The following is a 23,210-nucleotide window of genomic DNA, read 5'->3' as shown; positions in this document are numbered from 1 at the left end:
AAAAACTATTTATTTTAAAGGAGTCCTATCATGGCAGTATTTGAAAAAGTACAAGAAATTATCGTTGAAGAACTTGGAAAAGACGCATCAGAAGTAACACTTGAATCAACTTTTGATGATTTGGACGCAGATTCATTGGACTTGTTCCAAGTAATCTCAGAAATTGAAGATGCTTTTGATATCCAAATCGAAGCAGAAGATGACTTGAAAACAGTTGGTGACTTGGTTGCCTACGTTGAAGAGCAAACAAAATAAGCAGAATATAAGATAGAAGGAGTAGGGAAACCCGCTCCCTCTTGTTTAGGCAATAGTTTGATTGTCAAATTATGACGGTATCGAACTATTACGTAAGCAAGAAACGATGGAGGCACTATGAAAACGCGTATTACAGAATTATTGAACATTGATTATCCTATTTTCCAAGGAGGGATGGCCTGGGTTGCTGATGGTGATTTGGCAGGGGCTGTTTCCAAGGCTGGAGGACTAGGGATTATCGGTGGGGGGAATGCCCCTAAAGAAGTTGTCAAGGCAAATATTGATAAAATCAAATCATTGACGGATAAACCCTTTGGTGTCAACATCATGCTCTTGTCTCCCTTTGTGGAAGATATTGTAGACCTCGTTATCGAGGAAGGTGTTAAGGTAGTGACAACAGGAGCAGGAAATCCAAGTAAATACATGGAACGTTTCCATGCTGCTGGTATTACAGTTATTCCTGTTGTTCCAAGTGTTGCCCTAGCTAAACGCATGGAAAAAATCGGTGCAGATGCCGTTATTGCAGAAGGAATGGAAGCTGGGGGGCATATCGGTAAATTAACAACCATGACCTTGGTGCGCCAGGTTGCTGCTGCTGTATCTATTCCTGTTATTGCTGCAGGAGGGATTGCGGATGGTGAAGGTGCTGCAGCTGGCTTTATGCTAGGTGCAGAAGCTGTTCAGGTTGGAACTCGCTTTGTCGTTGCAAAAGAGTCTAATGCCCATCCAAATTATAAGGCGAAAATTTTAAAAGCTAGAGATATCGATACTACGATTTCAGCTCAACACTTTGGACATGCTGTTCGTGCGATTAAAAACCAATTGACTCGTGATTTTGAAAAAGCTGAGAAAGATGCCTTTAAACAAGAAAATCCAGATTTGGAAATTTTTGAACAAATGGGAGCAGGTGCCCTAGCCAAAGCAGTTGTTCACGGAGATGTGGATGGTGGATCTGTTATGGCAGGTCAAATTGCTGGGCTTGTTTCCAAAGAAGAAACCGTTGAAGAAATCCTAAAAGATTTGTATTACGGAGCAGCTAAGAAAATTCAAGAAGAAGCCTCTCGTTGGGCAGGAGTTGTAAGAAATGACTAAAACGGCCTTTTTATTTGCTGGCCAAGGTGCCCAGTATCTAGGTATGGGACGGGATCTCTATGATCACTACCCTATTGTCAAAGAAACGATTGATCAAGCGAGTCAGGTACTCGGTTATGATTTGCGTTATCTCATTGATACGGAAGAAGCAAAACTTAACCAGACCCGCTATACGCAACCAGCTATTTTAGCGACTTCAGTTGCTATTTACCGTTTATTACAAGAAATGGGCTATCAGCCTGATATGGTTGCTGGTTTGTCTCTTGGAGAATACTCTGCCTTGGTGGCCAGCGGTGCCTTGGATTTTGAAGATGCGGTTGCCTTGGTTGCTAAGCGTGGCGCCTATATGGAAGAAGCGGCTCCTGCTGGCTCTGGTAAGATGGTGGCAGTTCTCAATACGCCAGTAGAGGTCATTGAGGAAGCTTGTAAGCAAGCCTCTGAACTTGGAGTGGTTACTCCAGCCAACTATAACACGCCTGCACAAATCGTTATTGGTGGAGAAGTGGCTGCAGTTGACCGAGCTGTCGAACTCTTGCAGGAAGCAGGTGCCAAACGCTTGATTCCTCTCAAGGTTTCAGGACCTTTTCATACCGCTCTTCTTGAACCTGCTAGCCAAAAACTAGCTGAAACTCTTGCTCAAGTAAGTTTTTCAGATTTTACTTGTCCCCTAGTTGGTAATACAGAAGCTGCTGTCATGCAAAAAGAAGATATAGTTCAACTCTTGACGCGTCAGGTCAAGGAACCAGTTCGTTTCTATGAAAGTATTGCAGTTATGCAAGAAGCAGGAGTAACCAACTTTATCGAGATTGGCCCAGGGAAAGTCTTGTCAGGCTTTGTCAAAAAAATTGATAAAACAGCTAAACTAGCCAATGTTGAAGATCAGGCGAGTTTGGAAGCCTTGCTAGAAAACGAGTAATCCCTTCTCCCACAAATACAAGAGGAAACAGGAGAAAAGAATGCAACTAAAAAATAAAAATATCTTTATTACAGGTTCGAGTCGTGGAATTGGTCTTGCCGTTGCCCATAAGTTTGCTCAAGCAGGAGCCAACATTGCCTTAAACAGTCGTGGGGCAATCTCAGAGGACTTGCTCGCTGAATTTGCAGACTATGGTGTCAAGGTGGTTCCTATTTCAGGAGATGTATCAGATTTTGCAGACGCTAAACGTATGGTTGAGCAAGCTATTGCAGAGCTAGGTTCAGTAGATGTTTTGGTCAACAATGCAGGGATTACCCAAGATACCCTGATGCTCAAGATGACAGAAGCGGATTTTGAAAAAGTGCTCAAGGTTAACTTGACTGGAGCTTTTAACATGACACAATCAGTCTTGAAATCGATGATGAAAGCCAGAGAAGGTGCTATCATTAATATGTCTAGTGTTGTTGGTTTGATGGGAAATATCGGTCAAGCTAACTATGCAGCTTCTAAGGCTGGTTTGATTGGTTTTACCAAGTCTGTGGCGCGTGAAGTGGCCAATCGCAATATCAGGGTTAATGCTATTGCACCTGGAATGATTGAGTCCGATATGACAGCAGTTCTATCGGATAAGGTAAAAGATGCCATGCTGGCGCAAATTCCTATGAAAGAATTTGGGCAGGCAGAGCAGGTTGCAGATTTGACAGTATTTTTAGCAGGCCAAGATTATCTAACTGGTCAAGTGGTTGCCATTGATGGTGGCTTAAGTATGTAGCAGAAGCTAGAGGTAAAAAAGATGAAACTAAATCGCGTAGTAGTAACAGGTTATGGAGTAACATCTCCAATCGGAAATACACCAGAAGAATTTTGGAATAGTTTGACAACTGGAAAAATCGGAATTGGTCCAATTACAAAATTTGATCATAGTGACTTTGATGTGCATAATGCAGCAGAAATCCAAGATTTTCCTTTTGATAAATACTTTGTAAAGAAAGATACCAATCGTTTTGATAACTACTCTTTGTATGCCTTGTACGCAGCCCAAGAGGCTGTCAATCACGCTAATCTCGATGTAGAGGCTCTTGATAAAGATCGTTTTGGTGTTATTGTGGCCTCTGGTATTGGTGGAATCAAAGAAATTGAAGATCAAGTGCTTCGCCTAAATGACAAAGGACCAAAACGTGTGAAACCATTGACCCTTCCAAAAGCTTTGCCAAATATGGCTTCAGGAAATGTTGCTATGCGTTTTGGAGCAAACGGTGTTTGTAAATCCATCAATACTGCCTGCGCTTCATCAAATGACGCGATTGGGGATGCCTTCCGCTCAATTAAATTTGGTTTCCAAGACGTTATGTTGGTAGGTGGTTCAGAAGCTTCTATTACACCTTTTGCTATTGCTGGTTTCCAAGCACTGACAGCTCTCTCTACTACAGAGGATCCATCTCGTGCTTCTATTCCATTTGATAAAGACCGTAATGGTTTTGTCATGGGTGAAGGTTCTGGGATGTTGGTTCTTGAAAGTCTTGAACACGCCGAAAAACGTGGCGCTACTATCCTTGCTGAAGTGGTTGGTTACGGAAATACCTGTGATGCCTACCATATGACTTCTCCACATCCAGAAGGTCAAGGAGCTATCAAAGCCATCAAACTAGCCTTGGAAGAAGCAGAGATTTCTCCAGAGCAAGTAGCCTATGTCAATGCTCACGGAACGTCAACTCCTGCTAATGAAAAAGGAGAAAGTGGTGCCATCGTAGCTGTTCTTGGTAAGGAAGTACCTGTATCATCAACTAAATCATTCACAGGACATTTGCTGGGTGCTGCTGGTGCGGTAGAAGCTATCGTAACAATCGAAGCTATACGTCATAACTTTGTACCAATGACAGCTGGAACAAGTGAAGTATCAGATTATATCGAAGCCAATGTCGTTTATGGACAAGGCTTGGAGCAAGAAATTCCATACGCTATTTCAAATACTTTTGGTTTTGGTGGCCACAATGCAGTTCTTGCTTTCAAACGTTGGGAGAATAAATAACTATGAATTTAAACGATATTAAAGACTTGATGGCTCAATTTGACCAATCAAGTTTGAGAGAATTTTCTTATAAAAATGGAACGGATGAGTTACAGTTTAGCAAGAATGAAGCGAGACTGGTGTCTGAAGTTGCATCTCAAGTCGCTCCAGCGCCCGTTCTAGCAACACCAAGTCCAGTAGCTCCTTCATCTACTTCAACAGAAACTGTAGTGGAAGAGGTTCCAGCTACAGCTGAAGCAAGTGTGGCTGCTGAGGGAGATGTTGTAGAGAGTCCACTTGTTGGGGTGGCTTACTTGGCTGCTGGACCAGATAAACCTGCCTTTGTGACGGTTGGTGAAAGTGTCAAGAAAGGTCAGACTTTGGTAATCATCGAAGCCATGAAAGTTATGAATGAGATTCCAGCGCCTAAGGATGGCGTGGTAACAGAAATTCTCGTTTCAAATGAAGAAATGGTTGAGTTTGGTAAAGGATTGGTACGTATCAAATGATCGATATTCAAGGAATCAAAGAAGCCCTTCCTCACCGTTATCCTATGCTCCTAGTGGACCGTGTGTTGGAAGTGAGCGAGGACACCATTGTTGCCATCAAAAATGTGACCATCAATGAGCCCTTCTTCAACGGTCATTTTCCTCAATACCCTGTCATGCCAGGTGTTCTGATCATGGAAGCCTTGGCGCAAACAGCTGGTGTCTTGGAGTTGTCAAAACCTGAAAATAAAGGAAAACTGGTTTTTTACGCTGGTATGGACAAGGTTAAGTTCAAGAAGCAAGTTGTACCAGGCGACCAATTGGTTATGACAGCGACTTTTGTAAAACGTCGTGGCACGATTGCTGTGGTTGAAGCAAAGGCTGAAGTGGATGGCAAGCTTGCAGCCAGTGGTACTCTTACCTTTGCAATAGGGAACTAAGGAGGTTCTCCATGTTTCGAAAAATTTTAATTGCCAATCGTGGTGAAATTGCGGTTCGTATTATCCGTGCGGCGCGTGAATTAGGGATTGCGACGGTAGCGGTTTATTCAACTGCTGATAAGGAAGCCCTTCATACGCTTTTGGCAGATGAGGCAGTGTGTATAGGCCCTGGTAAGGCAACAGAGTCTTATCTCAATATCAATGCGGTTCTATCAGCTGCAGTTGTGACTGAGGCAGAAGCCATTCACCCAGGTTTTGGATTTCTCAGTGAAAATTCCAAATTTGCCACTATGTGTGAAGAAGTTGGTATCAAGTTTATCGGTCCATCTGGCCATGTTATGGATATGATGGGAGACAAAATCAATGCGCGTGCTCAGATGATTAAAGCTGGTGTGCCTGTCATTCCAGGTTCAGATGGAGAAGTGCATAACTCTGAGGAAGCTTTGATTGTTGCTGAAAAAATTGGCTACCCTGTTATGCTCAAGGCTTCAGCAGGTGGAGGTGGTAAAGGGATTCGTAAGGTTGAAAAACCAGAAGACCTCGTTTCAGCCTTTGAAACTGCCTCTAGTGAAGCCAAGGCCAATTATGGCAATGGTGCCATGTACATAGAGCGGGTTATCTATCCAGCTCGTCACATCGAGGTTCAAATCCTAGGAGATGAGCATGGACATGTGATTCACTTGGGGGAACGGGATTGTTCTCTTCAACGGAATAATCAAAAGGTTTTGGAAGAAAGTCCTTCGATTGCAATCGGAAAAACGTTGCGTCACGAAATCGGTGCTGCTGCTGTTCGAGCAGCAGAGTCTGTTGGATATGAGAATGCAGGGACCATTGAGTTTCTGCTTGATGAAGCCAGTAGCAATTTCTATTTCATGGAAATGAATACTCGTGTTCAGGTAGAACATCCGGTAACAGAATTTGTTTCAGGTGTGGATATCGTTAAGGAACAGATTCGCATTGCGGCTGGTCAGCCTCTGTCTGTTAAGCAAGAAGATATTGTCCTACGCGGTCATGCCATCGAGTGTCGTATCAATGCTGAAAATCCATCCTTTAACTTTGCTCCAAGTCCAGGTAAGATTACTAATCTCCATCTGCCAAGTGGAGGAGTTGGCTTGCGCGTGGATTCAGCAGTTTATCCAGGCTATACCATTCCGCCTTATTATGATAGTATGATTGCCAAAATCATCGTACACGGCGAAAATCGTTTTGACGCCTTGATGAAAATGCAACGTGCCCTCTATGAACTAGAGATAGAGGGGGTGCAGACCAATGCAGATTTCCAGCTTGACCTCATTTCAGATCGCAATGTCATTGCTGGAGATTATGATACTTCCTTCTTGATGGAAACCTTTTTACCCAAGTATCAAGAAAAAGAATAAAATGATTTCAAGAGTTTAAACCGAAAAGGGGAATCAATGGCTCTATTTAGTAAAAAAGATAAGTATATTCGAATCAATCCCAATCGTTCGGTTAGGGAAAAACCTCAAGCCAAGCCAGAGGTTCCAGATGAATTATTCTCCCAGTGTCCAGGATGTAAGCATACCATCTATCAGAAGGATCTGGGAAGTGAGCGTATCTGTCCGCACTGTAGTTACACCTTTCGTATTTCTGCCCAAGAACGCTTGGCTTTGACGATTGATATGGGAACCTTCAAGGAATTGTTTACAGGGATTGAAAGCAAGGATCCCTTGCATTTCCCTGGTTATCAAAAGAAACTAGCAACTATGCGTGAAAAAACAGGTCTGGATGAAGCCGTTGTGACAGGAACAGCTCTTATAAAAGGCCAGACTGTGGCTCTTGGGATTATGGATTCCAATTTTATCATGGCTTCTATGGGGACGGTTGTAGGGGAGAAAATCACTCGCTTGTTTGAGTATGCGACTGTTGAACAGTTGCCAGTTGTTCTCTTCACAGCATCTGGTGGAGCCCGTATGCAGGAAGGAATCATGAGTCTCATGCAGATGGCCAAGATCTCTGCAGCAGTTAAACGCCATTCAAATGCAGGTCTCTTTTACCTGACTATTTTGACAGATCCAACGACAGGTGGTGTAACGGCTTCTTTCGCTATGGAGGGCGATATCATTCTGGCTGAACCACAGAGCTTGGTTGGTTTTGCTGGGCGTCGTGTGATTGAAAACACGGTTCGTGAAAGCTTACCAGAGGATTTCCAAAAGGCAGAATTCCTATTGGAACATGGCTTTGTGGATGCTATTATCAAAAGAAGAGACTTGCCAGACATAATTGCTAGCCTAGTTAGATTGCACGGAGGGAGTCCTAGATGAATATTGCAAAAATAGTCAGAGAGGCGCGTGAGCAGAGTCGCTTGACAACCTTGGACTTTGCGACAGGCATTTTTGATGAATTTATCCAATTACATGGTGACCGTTCTTTTCGTGATGATGGTGCAGTTGTTGGTGGTATCGGCTGGCTTGGAGACCAAGCTGTAACAGTGGTTGGTATCCAAAAAGGCAAGAGCTTGCAAGATAACCTCAAACGGAATTTTGGCCAACCTCATCCAGAAGGATACCGTAAGGCCCTACGTTTGATGAAACAGGCTGAAAAATTTGGCCGACCAGTTGTCACCTTTATCAATACAGCAGGTGCCTATCCTGGTGTCGGAGCGGAAGAACGTGGACAAGGGGAAGCTATTGCTCGTAATCTCATGGAGATGAGTGATCTGAAAGTTCCTATTATTGCCATTATTATCGGTGAAGGTGGTTCAGGCGGGGCTCTGGCTCTAGCAGTCGCAGACCGTGTCTGGATGCTGGAAAATTCCATCTATGCCATTCTCAGTCCAGAAGGCTTTGCTTCCATTCTATGGAAAGACGGCACTCGTGCCATGGAAGCGGCAGAGCTGATGAAAATCACCTCACATGAATTGTTAGAAATGGACGTGGTGGATAAGGTGATTTCTGAAGCAGGACTTTCTAGTAAAGAACTGATTAAGAGTGTCAAGAAAGAACTCCAAACAGAGCTAGCCATGCTTTCACAAAAACCGTTAGAAGCGTTGTTGGAAGAGCGCTATCAACGGTTTAGAAAATACTAATACTCTTCGAAAATCTCTTCAAACCACGTCAGCTTCGCCTTGCCGTATATGTGTTACTGACTTCGTCAGTTCTATCCACAACCTCAAAACCGTGTTTTTGAGCAGCCTACGGCTGGCTTTCTAGTTTGCTCTTTGATTTTCATTGAGTATAATTCTTTAGAATACGCAAAAACTAGAACTGATAGTTAGTTCTAGTTTTTATGTGGTTCTTACTCTGTATCAAGGACGAAGTAAAAGGTGCTTGGAAAACCAAACACCTTTCGATTATTCATTTTCTTCAGTTACAAATTGACTAAGCAGTCCGTTGATAAAGCGGGCTGATTTTTGATCTGAAAAATTCTTAGCAAGTTCAATAGCTTCATTGACTGCTACCAGCTGAGGTGTATCAAATGATGTGATTTCAAAGATACCCAAGCGTAGTAAGTTTTTTTCGACCAAGGTCAATCGTTCAACTGTCCAGCCTGACTTGAGGTGCTGGTTGATTTGTTTATCCAACTCGTCTTTTTGAGCTTGAACGCCAGAAACCAAATTCAGAAGAAAGGCAGGGATTTGCACATCTGCATCTTCACGGTCATGCGTGTAGGCAAAGTGACAAGCTGTTTCCATATCTGTGCCGAATTCAAGGCTCATGAGAGCTTGAAAAGCGCATTTACGAAGTTCGCGTCTAGATTCTAATAGTGGACTAGTCATTGAGGAAGTCCTCGTTAAATAAATCTTTCAACTCAGGTTTTGGTGTTTTATCTGGAACGATTCCTGCAACATGGATGTTGACAGCAGCAAGTTCCACATCAGCCATATCACGGACAGCATCTTTGACTGCTTTTTGAATAGCAAGAGCAACTTTTGGTACCTTCACACCGTACTCAAGATAGAGATAGATGTCAGCAGTTAGTTCTTCGTTGCTTTCTTTTAAGTAGACGCCACGACCAAGAGAGAGTTTTGATAGGGTATCAGATACGGATTTATTTGAAAATGAGTGGACACCATCAACTTTAGCAGTTGCGATGGCAATGATTTTTTCAAGTACACGTGGAGCGATAACGATTTCGCCAAATTGTTCTTCAATTCCCATAGAATGACCTCTTTCTAGAGATTAGGCACGAGAAACGTAAGTTCCTTCTGCAGTGTTGATGATCAATTTTTGTCCAGCTTCGATGAAGTCAGGAACGTTGACAACAAGTCCAGTTTCCATAGTTGCTGGTTTACCAGAACCTGTGACAGTAGCACCTTTGATAGATGGTTGTGTTTCAGCAACTGTCAATTCAACAGTAGTTGGTACAGTTACACCGATTACTTCAGTTCCGTAGAATTGGATTTTCACATCAGAGTTTTCAAGGATGTAAAGCAATTCATTTTCAACGTTTACGACTGGAATTTCGTATTGGTCGTAAGTTTCAGTGTTCATGAAGTAGGCAGTTTCATCCATTTTGTACAAGTATTGAGCTGGAACAGTTTCGATAATAGCTTGTTCGAATTTTTCTTCTGGACGGTAGCTTGTGTCAAAAGTAGAACCAGTACGGACATCACGCAATTTCATACGCATGATTGTGTTCCCTTTACCTGGTTTGTGGTGGCTAGCTTCCAAAACGCGGATTAATTTTCCGTCTGCAGTTTCAAATGTCATACCAGCTTTCAATTTGCTTGCTTCAATCATGTTTTTACCTCTTTAATAAATATTATTACTCTTCATTTTACCATAAAATCTTCTGGAAATAAAGCCAAAATAGTTATTGGGAGATGGTAGGGGAGAAAAAGAATATTGCCTAGTCAGGTGGGGTGGTTAATGTTAAAGAGTATCCACTATATTTTTTCTCATACTCAATGGAAATCAAAGAGCAAACTAGGAAGCAAGCCGCAGGTTGCTCAAAACACTGTTTTGAGGTTGCAGATGGAAGCTGACGTGGTTTGAAGAGATTTTCGAAGAGTATTATATTTCAAAAGGCCGAAGTAAGCTTACTCCGACCTGTTAGTATTGTCTTAAAAAGATTGATTTTTATTCTGGTTCTACCAAAATTTTAATTTGTGACTTATCTTGAGTTAATTCGATAAAGCCTTCTTCGACGATATTTTCCAATTTAATTTTCTTAGTAACTAATTTTTCAGCAGAGAAGTAGCCTTGTTCCATCAATTCTAATACTTTAGGGAAGATATGACGATAAGCAATGATTCCTTTTAGTGTCTTTTCTTGGATTGCAAATTCATTCGGATTAATATTTGCTTCTCGTTCCCAGATAGAGACCACCATGCACTCACCTGCTTTATGTACGGCAGCTAAGGCTTGTCCTAAAACTACTGGCACACCCGTTACTTCATAAGAAACATCTACACCACCGTTTGTTAAACGATGAATAGCTTCAACAGCTGTTTCACCTTCTTCCGGACGGACAACGATAGCTCCTAACTCTTCAGCTTTTGCTTGACGTTCAGGTGATAGTTCAACAGCATAAATCTTAGAAGCACCCGCTGCACGAAGGGCTTCTACAATTAAGAGACCAATCGGACCTAAGCCAAAGACAGCAGCAGTATCACCAGCTTTTAGTGCTGATTGACGAACTGCATAAACTGCAACAGCAGCTGGCTCAGTGAGAGCAGCTTGCTCATAGCTTAAGCTATCTGGAATGACATGTACTAAGTCGCCGTCTAAAACACAATATTTGGCAAATCCACCGTCTGCAGCTAAACCGACAAAATTAAGGTTTGGATCCAAATTATAATTACCAACTAAGTTATTCTTAGCTAGAATTGGTTCTACAGCAACACGATCACCAACTTTAACACGAGTAACATCGCTTCCGACTTCTACAATTTCACCAGAAAATTCATGCCCCAGTGTTACTGGTGCTTTTTGACCAGAATAGACATGTTCTTCTGTTGGGATGAAGATAGGACCATCTAAAAATTCGTGGAGGTCAGTACCACAAATTCCTGTGAATTTAACAGCAACTTTTACTTGGTGCGGAAGTACCTCAGGGACTTCTACTTCTTGAATACGAACATCTTTTGCTGCATGCCAGCGAGCTGCTTTCATTGTAGCCATATGACTAACTCCTTTTTGTTGCGATTTTTAGTTTTCCTTTTAGGAAACTTTACATGTAATATTGTAAACGCTTTCCCTGTGTTTGTCAAGAAAAAACCAACCTCAGGGCTGGTTTCCTTTACATATTAATCTTCTTTCAACTTCGCCAATTCTTGGGCAAGGAGTTTAAGGGCGACTTGTGGGTTGGCTTGGCCCTTGGTTGCTTTCATAAGGAAGCCTGTAAAGGCCTTATCTGCGTTGCGTTTGCCTGACTTGAAGTCGGCAACAGCTGCTTCGTTATCGGCAAAGACTTGGTGGATGATTGGGATCAGGATTTCAGGATCTGAGATTTGAACCATACCTGCTTTTTCCACGTATTCACGCGCGCCACCGCCATTTTTAGCTAGGTGGACAAAGACTTTCTTGGCAATCTTAGAAGAGATAGTGCCGTCTTCGATGATGGCAATCATTTCAACCAAGTTTTCTGGTGTCAATTCGATTTGTTCCAGTGTCTTGCCTTCTGCGTTCAAGAACTGAGCAACTTCACCTTGTAGCCAGTTAGAGACTTGTTTGGCATCACCACCGAGGGCAACAGCTTTTTCAAAGAAGTCAGAAGTGACTTTATTTGCAGTCAACTGACTAGCATCGTAGTCTGACAAGCCAAGTTCAGATACATAACGTGCACGGCGTTCTTTTGGAAACTCTGGCAACTCTGTACGCATTTGCTCGATCCACTCGTCTGAGATTTCAAAGAGGGGTAGGTCTGGCTCTGGGAAGTAGCGGTAGTCTGCAGCACCTTCCTTGACACGCATGAGGATGGTTGCCTTGTTTGCCTCATCATAACGACGAGTTTCTTGGCGAATTTGACCACCTGAGCGAAGGATTTCAGCTTGACGTTGGACTTCATATTCAAGACCTTTGCGAACGTTTGAGAAGGAATTCAAGTTCTTCAACTCAGTCTTAGTACCGAATTTCTCTTGACCATAAGGTCGAAGAGAGATGTTGGCATCCACACGCATAGAACCTTCTTCCATCTTAACGTCAGAAATGCCAGCGTACTGGATAACTTCCTTGAGGGCTGTTAGGTAAGCATAGGCTTCTTCTGGCGAACGCATGTCAGCTTCAGATACAATCTCAATCAATGGCACCCCTTGGCGGTTGAGGTCAACATAAGAGTAGCCATCTGTACCATGGGTATTTTTACCTGCATCTTCTTCTAAGTGAGCACGTTCGATACCGATTTTTTTAGTTGTACCGTCTTCTAGTTCCACTTCAATCCAACCGTTGTAGCCGATTGGTTCATCAAACTGAGAAATTTGGTAGGCTTTGGGATTATCAGGATAGAAGTAGTTTTTGCGGTCAAAGTGCATCTTTTTGTGGATGTCCATGTTGAGGGCGAGAGCTGCCTTGATACCAGCATCGACAACACCTTTATTGAGAACTGGTAGAACTCCTGGGAAAGACCAGTCAATGACGTTAGTGTTAGCATTTTGGTCATTTCCAAAGTGGGCAGAAGTAGGTGAGAAGATTTTTGAATTGGTGTTGAGCTCTACGTGGACTTCAAGTCCGATGACTGTTTCAAAGTTCATTAGTTGTCACCTCCAAAAATCACAGGTTGTTGTTTGTGGTAGTCTGTTGTTGCTTCAAAAGCAGCAGCAGCTTGGTAAATAGTTTCTTCAGAGTATTTAGGGCCAATCAATTGTAGACCGACAGGTAGACCTTGAGAGAAACCAGCAGGAATCGAAATTCCTGGTAGACCAGCTAAGTTGACTGGAATGGTCAAGAGGTCAGCCAAGTACATGGCAACTGGGTCGTGGTTGAGGGAGTCCAAGTCATAGGCAACACTTGGTGCAGTTGGGCCCAAAATCAAGTCGTAATCCGCAAAGACTTTTTCGAAATCTTGGATGATGAGGGTACGGACCTGACCAGCCTTTTTGTAGTAGGCATCGTAGTAACCTGATGAAAGACTGAATGTACCAAGCATGATACGGCGTTTCACTTCTTCACCGAAACCTTGGCTACGGCTGTTTACATAGATTTCATCAAGGTTGGTTGCATCCTCTGCACGATAGCCGTAACGGATACCGTCAAAACGTTGCAAGTTTGATGAAGCTTCTGATGAAGCGATGATGTAGTAAACGGCAACACCGTATTTAGAGTGAGGAAGGCTGACTTCTTCAACGATGGCACCCAGTTTTTCAAAGTGTTTAGCCGCATTAAGAATGGCTTCCTTAACCTCTGGGTCAATCCCTTCACCAAGGTATTCCTTAGGCAAAGCGATTTTCATGCCCTTGATGTCTTGGCCGATTTTTGAAGTAAAGTCGGCAATGCGGACAGGAGCAGAAGTAGAGTCTTTGGCATCTTCGCTAGCAATAGCGTTGAGCAAGAGGGCATTTTCCTTAACAGTAGGAGCAAAAGGTCCAATCTGGTCTAATGAGCTACCAAAGGCAATGAGACCGAAACGTGAAACCGTTCCGTAGGTTGGTTTGAGACCAACGATCCCGTTGAAGGCAGCAGGTTGGCGGATGGAACCACCGGTATCAGAACCAAGTGACAAGCGGACTTGTCCTGAGGCTACGGCTGCGGCAGAACCACTTGATGAACCACCAGGAACCTTGGTCTGGTCCCAAGCATTTTTAGTCGCACCGTAGTGAGAAGTTTCACCTGAACCACCCATGGCAAATTCGTCCATGTTAGTTTTTCCTACGACAATCATGCCTTTCGCTTTTGCATTGGCAACCGCAGTCGCATCAAAGATTGGCTCGTAGTTGTAGAGCATTTTTGAGGCTGCAGTTGTGAGAATACTGTCTGTAGAGATATTATCTTTGACAGCAAGTGGAATTCCTGAAAGGATGTTATCAGCGTCAATTCCAGCTTCATCAATGGCTTTAGCTTGAGCAAGGGCTTGCTCCTCAGCTATGGTAACAAAAGCGTTGATAGCTGTCTCGCGAGACTTGATATCTTCAAGCGTAGCTTGGGTCAATTCAGTTGCAGAAATTTCCTTAGAGACAAGGAGATTGTGCAAGTCTTCAATGGTTTTATTGTTAAAAGTCATTAGGCATCTCCTCCATCGTCTAGGATAGCTGGTACCTTGATATAGTAGTTGTCTTTTTCAGGTACGTTTTTAAATAAGCGATCACGGTCTGTTCCTTCTTCGGCCACATCAGGGCGGAGCACAGTCTTGCGATCAGCCATGGTCGTAGTAGGTGCGACACCAGTTGTGTCAACTTCGCCCAGCAATTCAACCATGTCAACAATCTTAGACAAGGTCGTCGCAAAGGCAGCAGTTTCTTCTTCAGAGAATCTTAATTTTGAAAGATTGGCAACGTGTGTTACCTCTTCTTGCGTAATTTTCATCTTGCATCCTTTCGTGAAATGATGATTTTTAGTCTGTTCTATTTTACCATATTTTCCTATAAATAAGGGAGGGATAAGTGAAAAGAAATAGAAATTGAAAAAAATGGCAAAATCCGATATAATGGAGTGTTGAAAGGAATGGTAAAATCCAATGTAGAAATCATTCTTAGCTATTGAAACAAGAAAAATAGAGAATCAAAGAAAGAGAACTTATGAATATTCAAGAAGAAATTAAGAAACGTCGTACCTTTGCTATCATCTCCCACCCGGACGCGGGGAAAACTACTATTACTGAGCAGTTGCTCTACTTTGGAGGCGAGATTCGTGAGGCTGGTACGGTAAAAGGAAAGAAAACAGGGACTTTTGCCAAGTCTGACTGGATGGATATCGAGAAGCAACGTGGGATTTCGGTTACTTCATCTGTTATGCAATTTGACTACGACGGAAAACGCGTGAATATCCTCGATACGCCAGGGCACGAGGACTTCTCAGAAGATACCTATCGTACCTTGATGGCGGTGGATGCTGCGGTCATGGTGGTGGACTCTGCCAAGGGTATCGAGGCCCAAACTAAGAAATTGTTTGAGGTTGTGAAACACCGTGGTATTCCAGTCTTTACCTTTATGAACAAGCTCGACCGTGACGGTCGTGAACCTTTGGATCTTTTGCAAGAATTGGAAGAAGTCTTGGGCATTGCGAGTTACCCGATGAACTGGCCAATCGGGATGGGGAAAGCCTTCGAGGGGCTCTATGACCTCTATAACCAACGCTTGGAGCTCTATAAAGGGGATGAGCGTTTTGCTAGTTTAGAAGATGGGGACAAGCTTTTTGGCAGCAACCCTTTCTACGAGCAAGTCAAGGATGATATTGAACTTTTAAATGAAGCTGGGAATGAGTTTTCAGAGGAAGCTATTCTGGCTGGAGAATTGACACCAGTCTTCTTCGGTTCAGCTTTGACAAACTTTGGTGTGCAAACATTCCTTGAAACTTTTCTCAAGTTTGCTCCAGAGCCACATGGACATAAGAAAACAGACGGAGAAATTGTTGATCCTTACGATAAGGACTTCTCAGGATTTGTCTTTAAAATCCAAGCCAACATGGACCCTCGACACCGTGACCGTATTGCCTTTGTACGTATCGTATCGGGTGAATTTGAACGTGGCATGAGTGTCAACTTGCCTCGTACTGGTAAGGGTGCTAAACTGTCTAATGTTACCCAGTTTATGGCTGAAAGTCGTGAGAATGTGACCAATGCCGTGGCAGGAGATATCATCGGGGTTTACGATACAGGAACTTATCAGGTTGGGGATACCTTGACAGTTGGAAAAAACAAGTTTGAGTTTGAACCACTACCGACCTTTACACCTGAGATTTTCATGAAAGTTTCTGCCAAGAATGTCATGAAGCAAAAATCCTTCCACAAGGGGATTGAGCAACTAGTGCAAGAAGGTGCTATTCAGCTTTATAAGAATTACCAAACAGGCGAGTACATGCTGGGAGCTGTCGGTCAACTCCAGTTTGAAGTCTTCAAGCACCGTATGGAAGGCGAGTACAATGCTGAAGTGGTTATGAGCCCGATGGGTAAAAAGACCGTTCGTTGGATCAAGCCTGAGGACTTGGATGAACGAATGTCATCAAGCCGAAATATCTTGGCTAAAGACCGTTTCGACCAACCAGTCTTCCTCTTTGAAAATGACTTTGCTCTTCGTTGGTTTGCAGATAAGTATCCAGACGTAGAGTTAGAAGAGAAGATGTGATTCAGTAAGCCTACTTGATTGCAAAGCAATCTAAGTAGGCTACGGCAAGTCCTATTAGACTTGCCTAACTGCTTCACTAACTGAGTTTTACAAATGGAATCGATTTGTAAAACTCAGTGTCGTAATCTAATAATAGGTAACCGCTATGGCGGCTTACCTAAACGCTTCACTAGGAAAAATCCACGAATATTATCGATTCGTGGATTTTTCCGTCGTAACAGAAAGGAAGTGGTCTAGCTAACTATGTTTTGTAAATGTAATCGATTTGCAAAACTCCGTGTCGTAGTTGAGTAAATTTATTTGATTATGTAACAACATAAGTAACTAACGCTAAGTTTCTATGGAACTTGGCTAGGCGTTTCACTGGGAAAAGTCCGCGAATGATATTGATTCGTGGACTTTTCCGTCGTAATAGATAAAAAGGGTAACTGTCTTACTAACTATGTTTGGCAATAGAATCGATTTGCCAAACTCCATGTAGTGGATAATAATACTGCAAAGTTTGCAGTATTTTATCTCAGCATTCTATAAAAAGATGTTGAATATTAAGCCTTATTCATTTTACTATTAACCTTTATGGTAATAACTTATAAATAAAAGAAAACTTCAGATATTCACCTTTTGTGGTTGGTCTGAAGTTTTCTTTCTTTATACTCAATGAAAATCAAAGAGCAAACTAGGAAGCTAGCCGCAGGCTGTACTGGAGTACGGCAAGGTAAAGCTGACGTAGTTTGAATTTGATTTTCGAAGAGTATTACTGTCCATATTTTTTGTAAAAATTAACTTTTACTTGGATGAAGGTTTTGGCTTCACGTAGGAGTTGGAGGAGCGTGGCGCGAGTTTCAAATTCTTCTCTTGTCTTGGGCAGACTGCGGTTGCGGAAGACTTCCAGATAGCGTTCGATTTCATCTAGCAAATCAGAAGCAGGATTGGTCTGGCTCAGTTGTCCAGCAATTTTTGAAAAGAGTTGGGCCAAAATCAGACTCTCACTGGCAGCTAGGTGACAGGTGTTGATTTGCTGGGCCATGTTTCGCAGGATACGACTTTGTCGCTGTCTCATTTCAAAATAGTGGATATGGTAGTCGGTCTGGTGAAAGAGGTGGTCAGAGTGATCTAGATAGACCAGTCTGAGGGCTTCTTCCAAAAGGGTGTCCAATTCTTCAACCAGTTGTGCTCGGTTGCGTCCATCCCCTCTGGATAAATAATATTTGAAGCGCTGGAGGATATCTTTTAACTTTTCTTCTACCAATGTGTGGTAATGATGAATTTCCTCTTCTCGTGAAGGCATGTAGAGATTGACAAGTAAGGCAAATCCTGTACCGATTGCAAAGAGAAGGAATTCATTGACTAGAAGGTCTGGAGAGGTTGACTCTTGAACCAAGAGGTGGCTAACCAAAACGCTACTTGGTGTGATGCCAATTTCCCAGCCCATCTTGTAGGCCAGGGGAACGTATAGGGCAAGATAGAGGCCAAGGCTCCAGATATGAAATCCGCTCAAGTGAAAAGCCAAAACACCAATAGCCAGAGCTAGAAGCATGGAAAAAAGACGATTGCGAGCCAGTTTTAAAGTACTTCTACGCGTATCAGATAGGCTCAAGAGAGCGATGATTCCGGCCGAGACAGCTGAGGAGAGATTGAGAAAATAAGCAAGAAGGTAGGCAAGACAGGTAGCTAAGATGAGCTTGGTCGTACGTTGGCTAATAGACATAAGAATTTCCTAATAAGTTAGAATAAAAGCGTAAAAGACAAGACCTGAGCAGGCTTGCCTTTATGAGTTATTTTTTACGGGCTGCTGCGTATTCGGCAACGGCAGTAAAGAGGACATCTGTAGAAGAGTTGAGGGCTGTTTCACATGAGTCTTGGATGACACCAATCACAAATCCAACTCCGACAACTTGCATGGCAATATCGTTAGAAATACCAAAAAGGCTACAAGCAACTGGGATAAGAAGGAGGGAACCTCCCGCAATACCAGAAGCACCACAGGCTGAGATAGCTGCCACTACACTGAGAACAAAGGCTGTCGCAAAGTCAACAGGGATTCCAAGAGTGTTAACTGCAGCAAGGGTTAAAACGTTAATAGTAATCGCTGCCCCGGCCATGTTGATAGTAGAGCCGAGTGGGATAGAAACCGAATAGGTATCTGGATCTAGTCCGAGGTCATGGCATAGTTTCATGTTGACAGGGATGTTAGCCGCAGAACTACGAGTGAAGAAGGCTGTCACACCGCTGACACGCAAACATTTCCAAACGAGGGGATAAGGATTTCTCTTCATAAAGAGAAAGGCAATCAATGGATTGACAACCAGAGCGACAAAGAACATAGTTGTCACCAAGAGGGCAAGCAAGATTCCGTAGTTAGCTAGGCTTCCGATTCCCTTATCAGAGATGGTTTTGAAGACAAGACCAAGGATACCAAATGGAGCTAGGTTGATAATCCATTCGACAATCTTAGAAGTCACATCAGCCATAGTTTTCAGCAATTCTTTACTGTTTTTGCTGGCCTCTCTCATAGCAATCCCGAAAATGACTGCCCATGATAGGATACCGATGTAGTTGGCAGTAATAAGGGCATTGACTGGATTGTCAACCAGTTTGAGCAAGAGGTTGCTGAGGACCTGGCCAATTCCATCTGGTGGTGCGATTTCTGTATTGGCACTATTTAAGGTAATCTCAACAGGGACGATGAAACTTGCTAGGACAGCAACAAGTGCCGCTGCAAAGGTCCCTACCAAGTAAAGGAAGATAACCGTTTTCATGTTGCTATCTTGTCCCTTTTGATGTTGGGAAAGGGCGTTAGCAACGAGGGCAAAGACTAGAATAGGTGCGATGGCTTTTAGACCGCCAACAAAGAGAGCTCCAAGTAAACCAATTCCTGAAATGTTAGGAAGTGTCAGCCCTAGGGTTCCTCCAATAAGCATGCCAATCAAAATCCGTTTGATTAGACTCGCCTTATTCCAAGCATGAATGATTTTTTTCATAACAATCTCCTTTGTTGTGTAATGTTTATGATTATAGTATAAACATGAGCTAAAATCAAGAATTTTCTGTCTATTTTGACTATTATTTTTGAATATTTATCACCTGTGAAAGTATGGTATAATAAATGAAAGGAGTTTTCTATGAAAGAATTTTTTCAAACCTACCTCAATAAGCTTGATATAACAACGATTATTGAGAATATCTTAACTAAGTTACTTTCTCTGTTATTTCTATTTTTGCTATTCTATATAGCTAAGAAACTGCTCCATACTATGGTGCAGAGAATTGTTAAACCTTCTTTAAAAATGTCTCGCCACGATGTCGGGCGTCAGAAAACCATCTCACGTTTATTAGAGAATGTGTTTAATTATACTCTTTATTTCTTTTTACTTTACTGCATTTTGTCGATTTTAGGGTTGCCAGTTTCAAGTTTACTGGCGGGTGCTGGAATTGCTGGGGTGGCTATTGGGATGGGAGCCCAAGGTTTTCTGTCTGATGTTATCAATGGCTTTTTCATTCTCTTTGAACGTCAACTGGATGTAGGAGATGAGGTCGTTCTGACAAATGGTCCTATTACTGTATCAGGCAAGGTTGTCAGCGTTGGCATTCGAACAACGCAACTTAGAGGAGAAGACCAGGTTCTGCACTTCGTTCCTAATCGCAATATCACCGTCGTTAGCAATTTCTCTCGGACAGACCAGGCCTGAAATTTTAGCAGATTTATGGTACAATAGAAAGAGTTTGGTAAAGGAGAGAAGATGTTTTTAGAAAAACGGTTGGGCAATGGCTGTGCCTGGATTAACCTAGATTTGGACAAGTTGAAGAAACTAGAGGACCTTTCTGAAATCTATGGTTTGGACAAGGAAACCATTGAGTACGCACTGGATAGGAATGAGCGTGCCCACATGGATTATCACCGTGAAAATGGGACTGTGACCTTTATCTACAATGTCTTGAACTTGAAAAAGGATAAGGAATACTACGAAGCCTTTCCCATGACCTTTATCGTGGAGCATCGTCGCCTGATTACCATTAGTAATACTAAGAACGCTTATGTCGTTGAACAAATGACCCGTTATCTGGACAGTCATGACACGCTTTCGATTTACAAGTTTCTCTTTGCCAGTCTGGAAATCATCAGCAATGCCTACTATCCTGTCATCGAGCAGATGGACAAGAGTAAGGATGAGGTTAATGGCCTCTTGCGTCAGCGGACGACCAAGAAAAACCTTTTTGCCCTTTCCGACTTGGAAACCGGTATGGTTTATCTTACTGCGGCTGCTAAGCAAAATCGCATGTTACTAGAGCATATTCAAGGGCATGCCCTTTATCGTAGTTTTAATGAGATTGAGAGAGAGCAGTTTGATGATGCCATGATTGAAGCTCATCAGCTGGTGTCCATGACAGATTTGATTTCTCAAGTTCTCCAACAACTATCAGCATCTTACAACAACATCCTAAACAATAATCTGAATGATAATTTGACAACCTTGACCATCATTTCAGTCTTACTAGCCGTTCTGGCAGTCGTGACAGGCTTTTTCGGAATGAATGTTCCGCTCCCTTTAACAGATGAACCCCATGCTTGGCTCTATATCAGCTTGGCAAGTGCAGGTTTGTGGATTGTCCTATCATTGTTGCTAAGGAAAATTGCGAAAAAAAGTTAAGAAAAGGAGCCAGAATGGCGATTGAAAATTACATGCCAGATTTTGCTGTGGAAGCAGTCTATGATCTGACAGTCCCAAGCCTGCAGGCGCAAGGAATCAAGGCTGTTTTGGTCGATTTGGACAATACTCTCATTGCTTGGAACAACCCTGATGGGACACCAGAAATGAAGCAATGGCTACATGATCTCCGTGACGCGGGTATTCGCATCATTGTGGTCTCAAATAACACCAAAAAACGAGTTCAACGAGCAGTTGAAAAATTTGGGATTGATTACGTTTATTGGGCTCTGAAGCCCTTCACATTTGGGATTGATCGTGCCATGAAGGAATTCCACTATGAGAAAAGTGAAGTGGTCATGGTCGGTGACCAGCTTATGACAGATATACGAGCAGCCCACCGTGCAGGCATTCGCTCGATTTTAGTCAAACCCTTGGTCCAACATGACTCTATTAAGACGCAGATTAACCGAGCTCGTGAGCGTCGTGTGATGCGAAAAATCACTGAAAAGTACGGACCGATTACATATAAAAAAGGAATTTAACTATGGAAGAAATTCTCTGTATTGGTTGTGGAGCAACCATTCAGACGACAGACAAGGCTGGTCTTGGATTTACCCCCCAGTCGGCACTAGAAAAAGGTTTGGAGACTGGCGAAGTCTATTGCCAACGCTGTTTCCGTCTCCGTCACTACAATGAAATCACGGATGTCCAGTTGACGGACGACGATTTCCTCAAGCTCTTGCACGAGGTGGGAGATAGTGATGCCTTGGTGGTCAATGTCATTGATATCTTTGACTTTAATGGCTCTGTTATCCCAGGCTTACCACGTTTTGTATCAGGAAATGATGTCCTCTTGGTCGGAAATAAAAAAGATATCCTGCCCAAGTCTGTTAAACCGAGCAAGATTAGCCAATGGCTCATGGAGCGTGCCCACGAAGAAGGTCTCCGTCCTGTCGATGTCGTCCTAACTTCAGCACAGAACAAACATGCTATTAAGGAAGTCATTGACAAGATTGAACACTACCGTAAGGGTCGCGATGTCTATGTGGTCGGTGTGACCAATGTTGGGAAATCGACCCTAATTAATGCCATTATCCAAGAAATCACGGGTGACCAGAATGTCATCACGACTTCGCGTTTCCCAGGGACAACCTTGGATAAGATTGAGATTCCGCTTGATGACGGATCTTATATCTACGATACGCCGGGAATTATCCACCGTCACCAGATGGCCCATTATTTGACTGCCAAAAACCTCAAGTATGTCAGTCCTAAAAAGGAAATCAAGCCTAAAACCTATCAGCTCAATCCAGAGCAAACCCTGTTTCTAGGTGGACTCGGACGATTTGACTTCATATCAGGAGAAAAGCAAGGATTCACAGCCTTCTTTGACAATGAACTCAAACTCCACCGTACCAAGCTTGAAGGCGCTAGTGCTTTCTACGACAAGCACCTAGGAACCCTTCTAACACCACCAAATAGTAAGGAAAAAGAAGATTTCCCAAAACTAGTCCAACATGTCTTTACCATCAAGGACAAGACTGACCTAGTCATCTCAGGCCTAGGCTGGATCCGCGTAACAGGCACCGCCAAAGTCGCCGTCTGGGCACCCGAAGGCGTTGCCGTCGTCACACGAAAAGCAATTATTTAAAACAAAATCGCTGAGCGAATAAAGTGAGCTCATATAGAGATAGTTATTGCCGTGGTGTCTTGCCAATCTGTAGATTGGCAAGGGGCACAATTGAGACCAAGGCTCAATTGTGAGGTCAGGAAATCCATTTTTCAAAGATGAGATCTTTGGAAAATTAGTTCCGACCGTCCCTCACCACCTAAAATAACTATCAAAAAACAAGGAAGAAAATTATGTCATTAACATCAAAACAACGTGCCTTCCTCAATAGCCAGGCACACACCCTCAAACCCATCATCCAAATCGGGAAAAATGGTCTCAACGACCAAATCAAAACCAGCGTCCGTCAAGCACTTGACGCCCGCGAATTGATTAAGGTAACTCTTTTACAAAACACAGATGAAAACATTCACGAAGTAGCTGAAATTTTGGAAGAAGAAATCGGTGTGGATACAGTCCAAAAAATCGGACGCATCTTGATTTTGTTTAAACAATCCAGCAAAAAAGAAAATCGCAAGATTTCTAAAAAAGTCAAAGAAATCTAAAAAAGACACTC

General features: G+C 42.8%; 25 protein-coding genes. 16 read left to right on the top strand and 9 right to left on the bottom strand.

The genetic code is table 11. The annotated features are described in order from the left end of the window. The first annotated feature begins 30 nt into the window (after positions 1-30). The 10 genes from JQ841_RS00960 (at position 31) to JQ841_RS00915 (ending at position 8,245) form a co-directional block, all read left to right on the top strand. Complete coding sequence (locus tag JQ841_RS00960; protein WP_000257838.1) at positions 31-255, top strand: acyl carrier protein; 225 nt, start codon at positions 31-33, stop codon at positions 253-255. Positions 256-372: 117 nt separating this feature from the next. Further along, complete coding sequence (gene fabK / locus JQ841_RS00955; RefSeq protein ID WP_084927828.1) at positions 373-1,347, top strand: enoyl-[acyl-carrier-protein] reductase FabK; 975 nt, start codon at positions 373-375, stop codon at positions 1,345-1,347. Then, positions 1,340-2,263: an ACP S-malonyltransferase gene (gene fabD, locus JQ841_RS00950; RefSeq protein WP_024057009.1), complete on the top strand. Its 924-nt coding sequence runs from the start codon at positions 1,340-1,342 to the stop codon at positions 2,261-2,263. Before fabK ends, fabD begins: the two co-directional genes overlap by 8 nt. 40 nt (positions 2,264-2,303) lie before the next feature. Then, on the top strand, positions 2,304-3,035 hold the full coding sequence (gene fabG / locus JQ841_RS00945; RefSeq protein ID WP_024057010.1) for a 3-oxoacyl-[acyl-carrier-protein] reductase: 732 nt from the start codon (positions 2,304-2,306) through the stop codon (positions 3,033-3,035). 21 nt (positions 3,036-3,056) lie between these two features. Continuing rightward, the gene (gene fabF, locus JQ841_RS00940; RefSeq protein WP_024057011.1) at positions 3,057-4,292 is read left to right on the top strand and encodes a beta-ketoacyl-ACP synthase II; all 1,236 of its coding nucleotides are present in this window, start codon (positions 3,057-3,059) and stop codon (positions 4,290-4,292) included. Positions 4,293-4,294: 2 nt separating this feature from the next. Further along, positions 4,295-4,780 carry an acetyl-CoA carboxylase biotin carboxyl carrier protein gene (gene accB, locus JQ841_RS00935; RefSeq protein WP_024057012.1) on the top strand — a complete coding sequence of 162 codons (486 nt, stop codon included), beginning with the start codon at positions 4,295-4,297 and terminating at the stop codon, positions 4,778-4,780. Continuing rightward, positions 4,777-5,199: a 3-hydroxyacyl-ACP dehydratase FabZ gene (gene fabZ, locus JQ841_RS00930; RefSeq protein ID WP_000565515.1), complete on the top strand. Its 423-nt coding sequence runs from the start codon at positions 4,777-4,779 to the stop codon at positions 5,197-5,199. The genes accB and fabZ overlap by 4 nt, the downstream gene beginning before the upstream one ends. Positions 5,200-5,210: 11 nt before the next feature. Further along, the gene (gene accC, locus JQ841_RS00925) at positions 5,211-6,578 is read left to right on the top strand and encodes an acetyl-CoA carboxylase biotin carboxylase subunit (protein ID WP_203179849.1); all 1,368 of its coding nucleotides are present in this window, start codon (positions 5,211-5,213) and stop codon (positions 6,576-6,578) included. 36 nt (positions 6,579-6,614) lie between these two features. Then, entirely contained in the window at positions 6,615-7,481 is an 867-nt protein-coding gene (gene accD / locus JQ841_RS00920) for an acetyl-CoA carboxylase, carboxyltransferase subunit beta (protein WP_203179848.1), read from the top strand. After that, entirely contained in the window at positions 7,478-8,245 is a 768-nt protein-coding gene (locus JQ841_RS00915) for an acetyl-CoA carboxylase carboxyl transferase subunit alpha (protein WP_203179847.1), read from the top strand. Before accD ends, JQ841_RS00915 begins: the two co-directional genes overlap by 4 nt. 264 nt (positions 8,246-8,509) lie before the next feature. On the opposite strand, the gene nusB is transcribed toward JQ841_RS00915, so the two are convergent. The 7 genes from nusB to gatC all read right to left on the bottom strand — a co-directional run bounded on the left by nusB (position 8,510) and on the right by gatC (position 14,618). Continuing rightward, on the bottom strand, positions 8,510-8,935 hold the full coding sequence (nusB, locus tag JQ841_RS00910) for a transcription antitermination factor NusB (RefSeq protein WP_000203638.1): 426 nt from the start codon (positions 8,933-8,935) through the stop codon (positions 8,510-8,512). Continuing rightward, positions 8,928-9,317, bottom strand: coding sequence for an Asp23/Gls24 family envelope stress response protein (locus JQ841_RS00905; RefSeq protein ID WP_000510575.1), 390 nt, complete (start codon positions 9,315-9,317; stop codon positions 8,928-8,930). Before JQ841_RS00905 ends, nusB begins: the two co-directional genes overlap by 8 nt. A gap of 21 nt (positions 9,318-9,338) precedes the next feature. Further along, positions 9,339-9,899: an elongation factor P gene (gene efp / locus JQ841_RS00900; RefSeq protein ID WP_000568643.1), complete on the bottom strand. Its 561-nt coding sequence runs from the start codon at positions 9,897-9,899 to the stop codon at positions 9,339-9,341. Positions 9,900-10,238: 339 nt separating this feature from the next. Beyond that, positions 10,239-11,282 carry a 2,3-butanediol dehydrogenase gene (locus JQ841_RS00895; protein ID WP_000224426.1) on the bottom strand — a complete coding sequence of 348 codons (1,044 nt, stop codon included), beginning with the start codon at positions 11,280-11,282 and terminating at the stop codon, positions 10,239-10,241. A gap of 125 nt (positions 11,283-11,407) precedes the next feature. Then, positions 11,408-12,850 carry an Asp-tRNA(Asn)/Glu-tRNA(Gln) amidotransferase subunit GatB gene (gatB, locus tag JQ841_RS00890; protein WP_203179846.1) on the bottom strand — a complete coding sequence of 481 codons (1,443 nt, stop codon included), beginning with the start codon at positions 12,848-12,850 and terminating at the stop codon, positions 11,408-11,410. Then, a complete protein-coding gene (gatA, locus tag JQ841_RS00885; protein WP_203179845.1) occupies positions 12,850-14,316 on the bottom strand; it encodes an Asp-tRNA(Asn)/Glu-tRNA(Gln) amidotransferase subunit GatA in 1,467 nt (488 codons plus the stop codon). The genes gatB and gatA overlap by 1 nt, the downstream gene beginning before the upstream one ends. Beyond that, positions 14,316-14,618 carry an Asp-tRNA(Asn)/Glu-tRNA(Gln) amidotransferase subunit GatC gene (gene gatC / locus JQ841_RS00880; protein WP_000705419.1) on the bottom strand — a complete coding sequence of 101 codons (303 nt, stop codon included), beginning with the start codon at positions 14,616-14,618 and terminating at the stop codon, positions 14,316-14,318. Before gatC ends, gatA begins: the two co-directional genes overlap by 1 nt. 212 nt (positions 14,619-14,830) lie before the next feature. On the opposite strand from gatC, the gene JQ841_RS00875 reads away from it, so the two are divergent. Continuing rightward, a complete protein-coding gene (locus JQ841_RS00875; protein ID WP_001025437.1) occupies positions 14,831-16,375 on the top strand; it encodes a peptide chain release factor 3 in 1,545 nt (514 codons plus the stop codon). Between the two features lie 754 nt (positions 16,376-17,129). Here JQ841_RS00875 and JQ841_RS00870 read toward each other — a convergent pair. Then, positions 17,130-18,083 (bottom strand): aromatic acid exporter family protein, encoded by a 954-nt coding sequence (locus JQ841_RS00870; RefSeq protein ID WP_203179844.1) that lies wholly within the window; start codon positions 18,081-18,083, stop codon positions 17,130-17,132. Positions 18,084-18,150: 67 nt separating this feature from the next. Further along, positions 18,151-19,356 carry a serine/threonine transporter SstT gene (gene sstT, locus JQ841_RS00865; protein WP_203179843.1) on the bottom strand — a complete coding sequence of 402 codons (1,206 nt, stop codon included), beginning with the start codon at positions 19,354-19,356 and terminating at the stop codon, positions 18,151-18,153. 141 nt (positions 19,357-19,497) lie between these two features. On the opposite strand from sstT, the gene JQ841_RS00860 reads away from it, so the two are divergent. The 5 genes from JQ841_RS00860 to yhbY all read left to right on the top strand — a co-directional run bounded on the left by JQ841_RS00860 (position 19,498) and on the right by yhbY (position 23,199). Next, entirely contained in the window at positions 19,498-20,064 is a 567-nt protein-coding gene (locus JQ841_RS00860; protein WP_203179842.1) for a mechanosensitive ion channel family protein, read from the top strand. A gap of 51 nt (positions 20,065-20,115) precedes the next feature. Continuing rightward, complete coding sequence (locus tag JQ841_RS00855; protein WP_203179841.1) at positions 20,116-21,024, top strand: magnesium transporter CorA family protein; 909 nt, start codon at positions 20,116-20,118, stop codon at positions 21,022-21,024. A gap of 14 nt (positions 21,025-21,038) precedes the next feature. Next, positions 21,039-21,566 carry a YqeG family HAD IIIA-type phosphatase gene (locus JQ841_RS00850; RefSeq protein ID WP_000963748.1) on the top strand — a complete coding sequence of 176 codons (528 nt, stop codon included), beginning with the start codon at positions 21,039-21,041 and terminating at the stop codon, positions 21,564-21,566. 2 nt (positions 21,567-21,568) lie between these two features. Continuing rightward, positions 21,569-22,675 carry a ribosome biogenesis GTPase YqeH gene (yqeH, locus tag JQ841_RS00845; RefSeq protein WP_070683763.1) on the top strand — a complete coding sequence of 369 codons (1,107 nt, stop codon included), beginning with the start codon at positions 21,569-21,571 and terminating at the stop codon, positions 22,673-22,675. 212 nt (positions 22,676-22,887) lie between these two features. After that, a complete protein-coding gene (gene yhbY, locus JQ841_RS00840; protein ID WP_000060169.1) occupies positions 22,888-23,199 on the top strand; it encodes a ribosome assembly RNA-binding protein YhbY in 312 nt (103 codons plus the stop codon). Positions 23,200-23,210: the final 11 nt, after the last annotated feature.

The organism is Streptococcus mitis (genome assembly GCF_905187535.1).
In the GTDB taxonomy this organism is placed as follows: Bacteria; Bacillota; Bacilli; order Lactobacillales; family Streptococcaceae; genus Streptococcus; species Streptococcus mitis_BS.
Note: the sequence above shows the minus strand (reverse complement) of the source record. Positions and strands in the feature narration are given on the sequence as shown.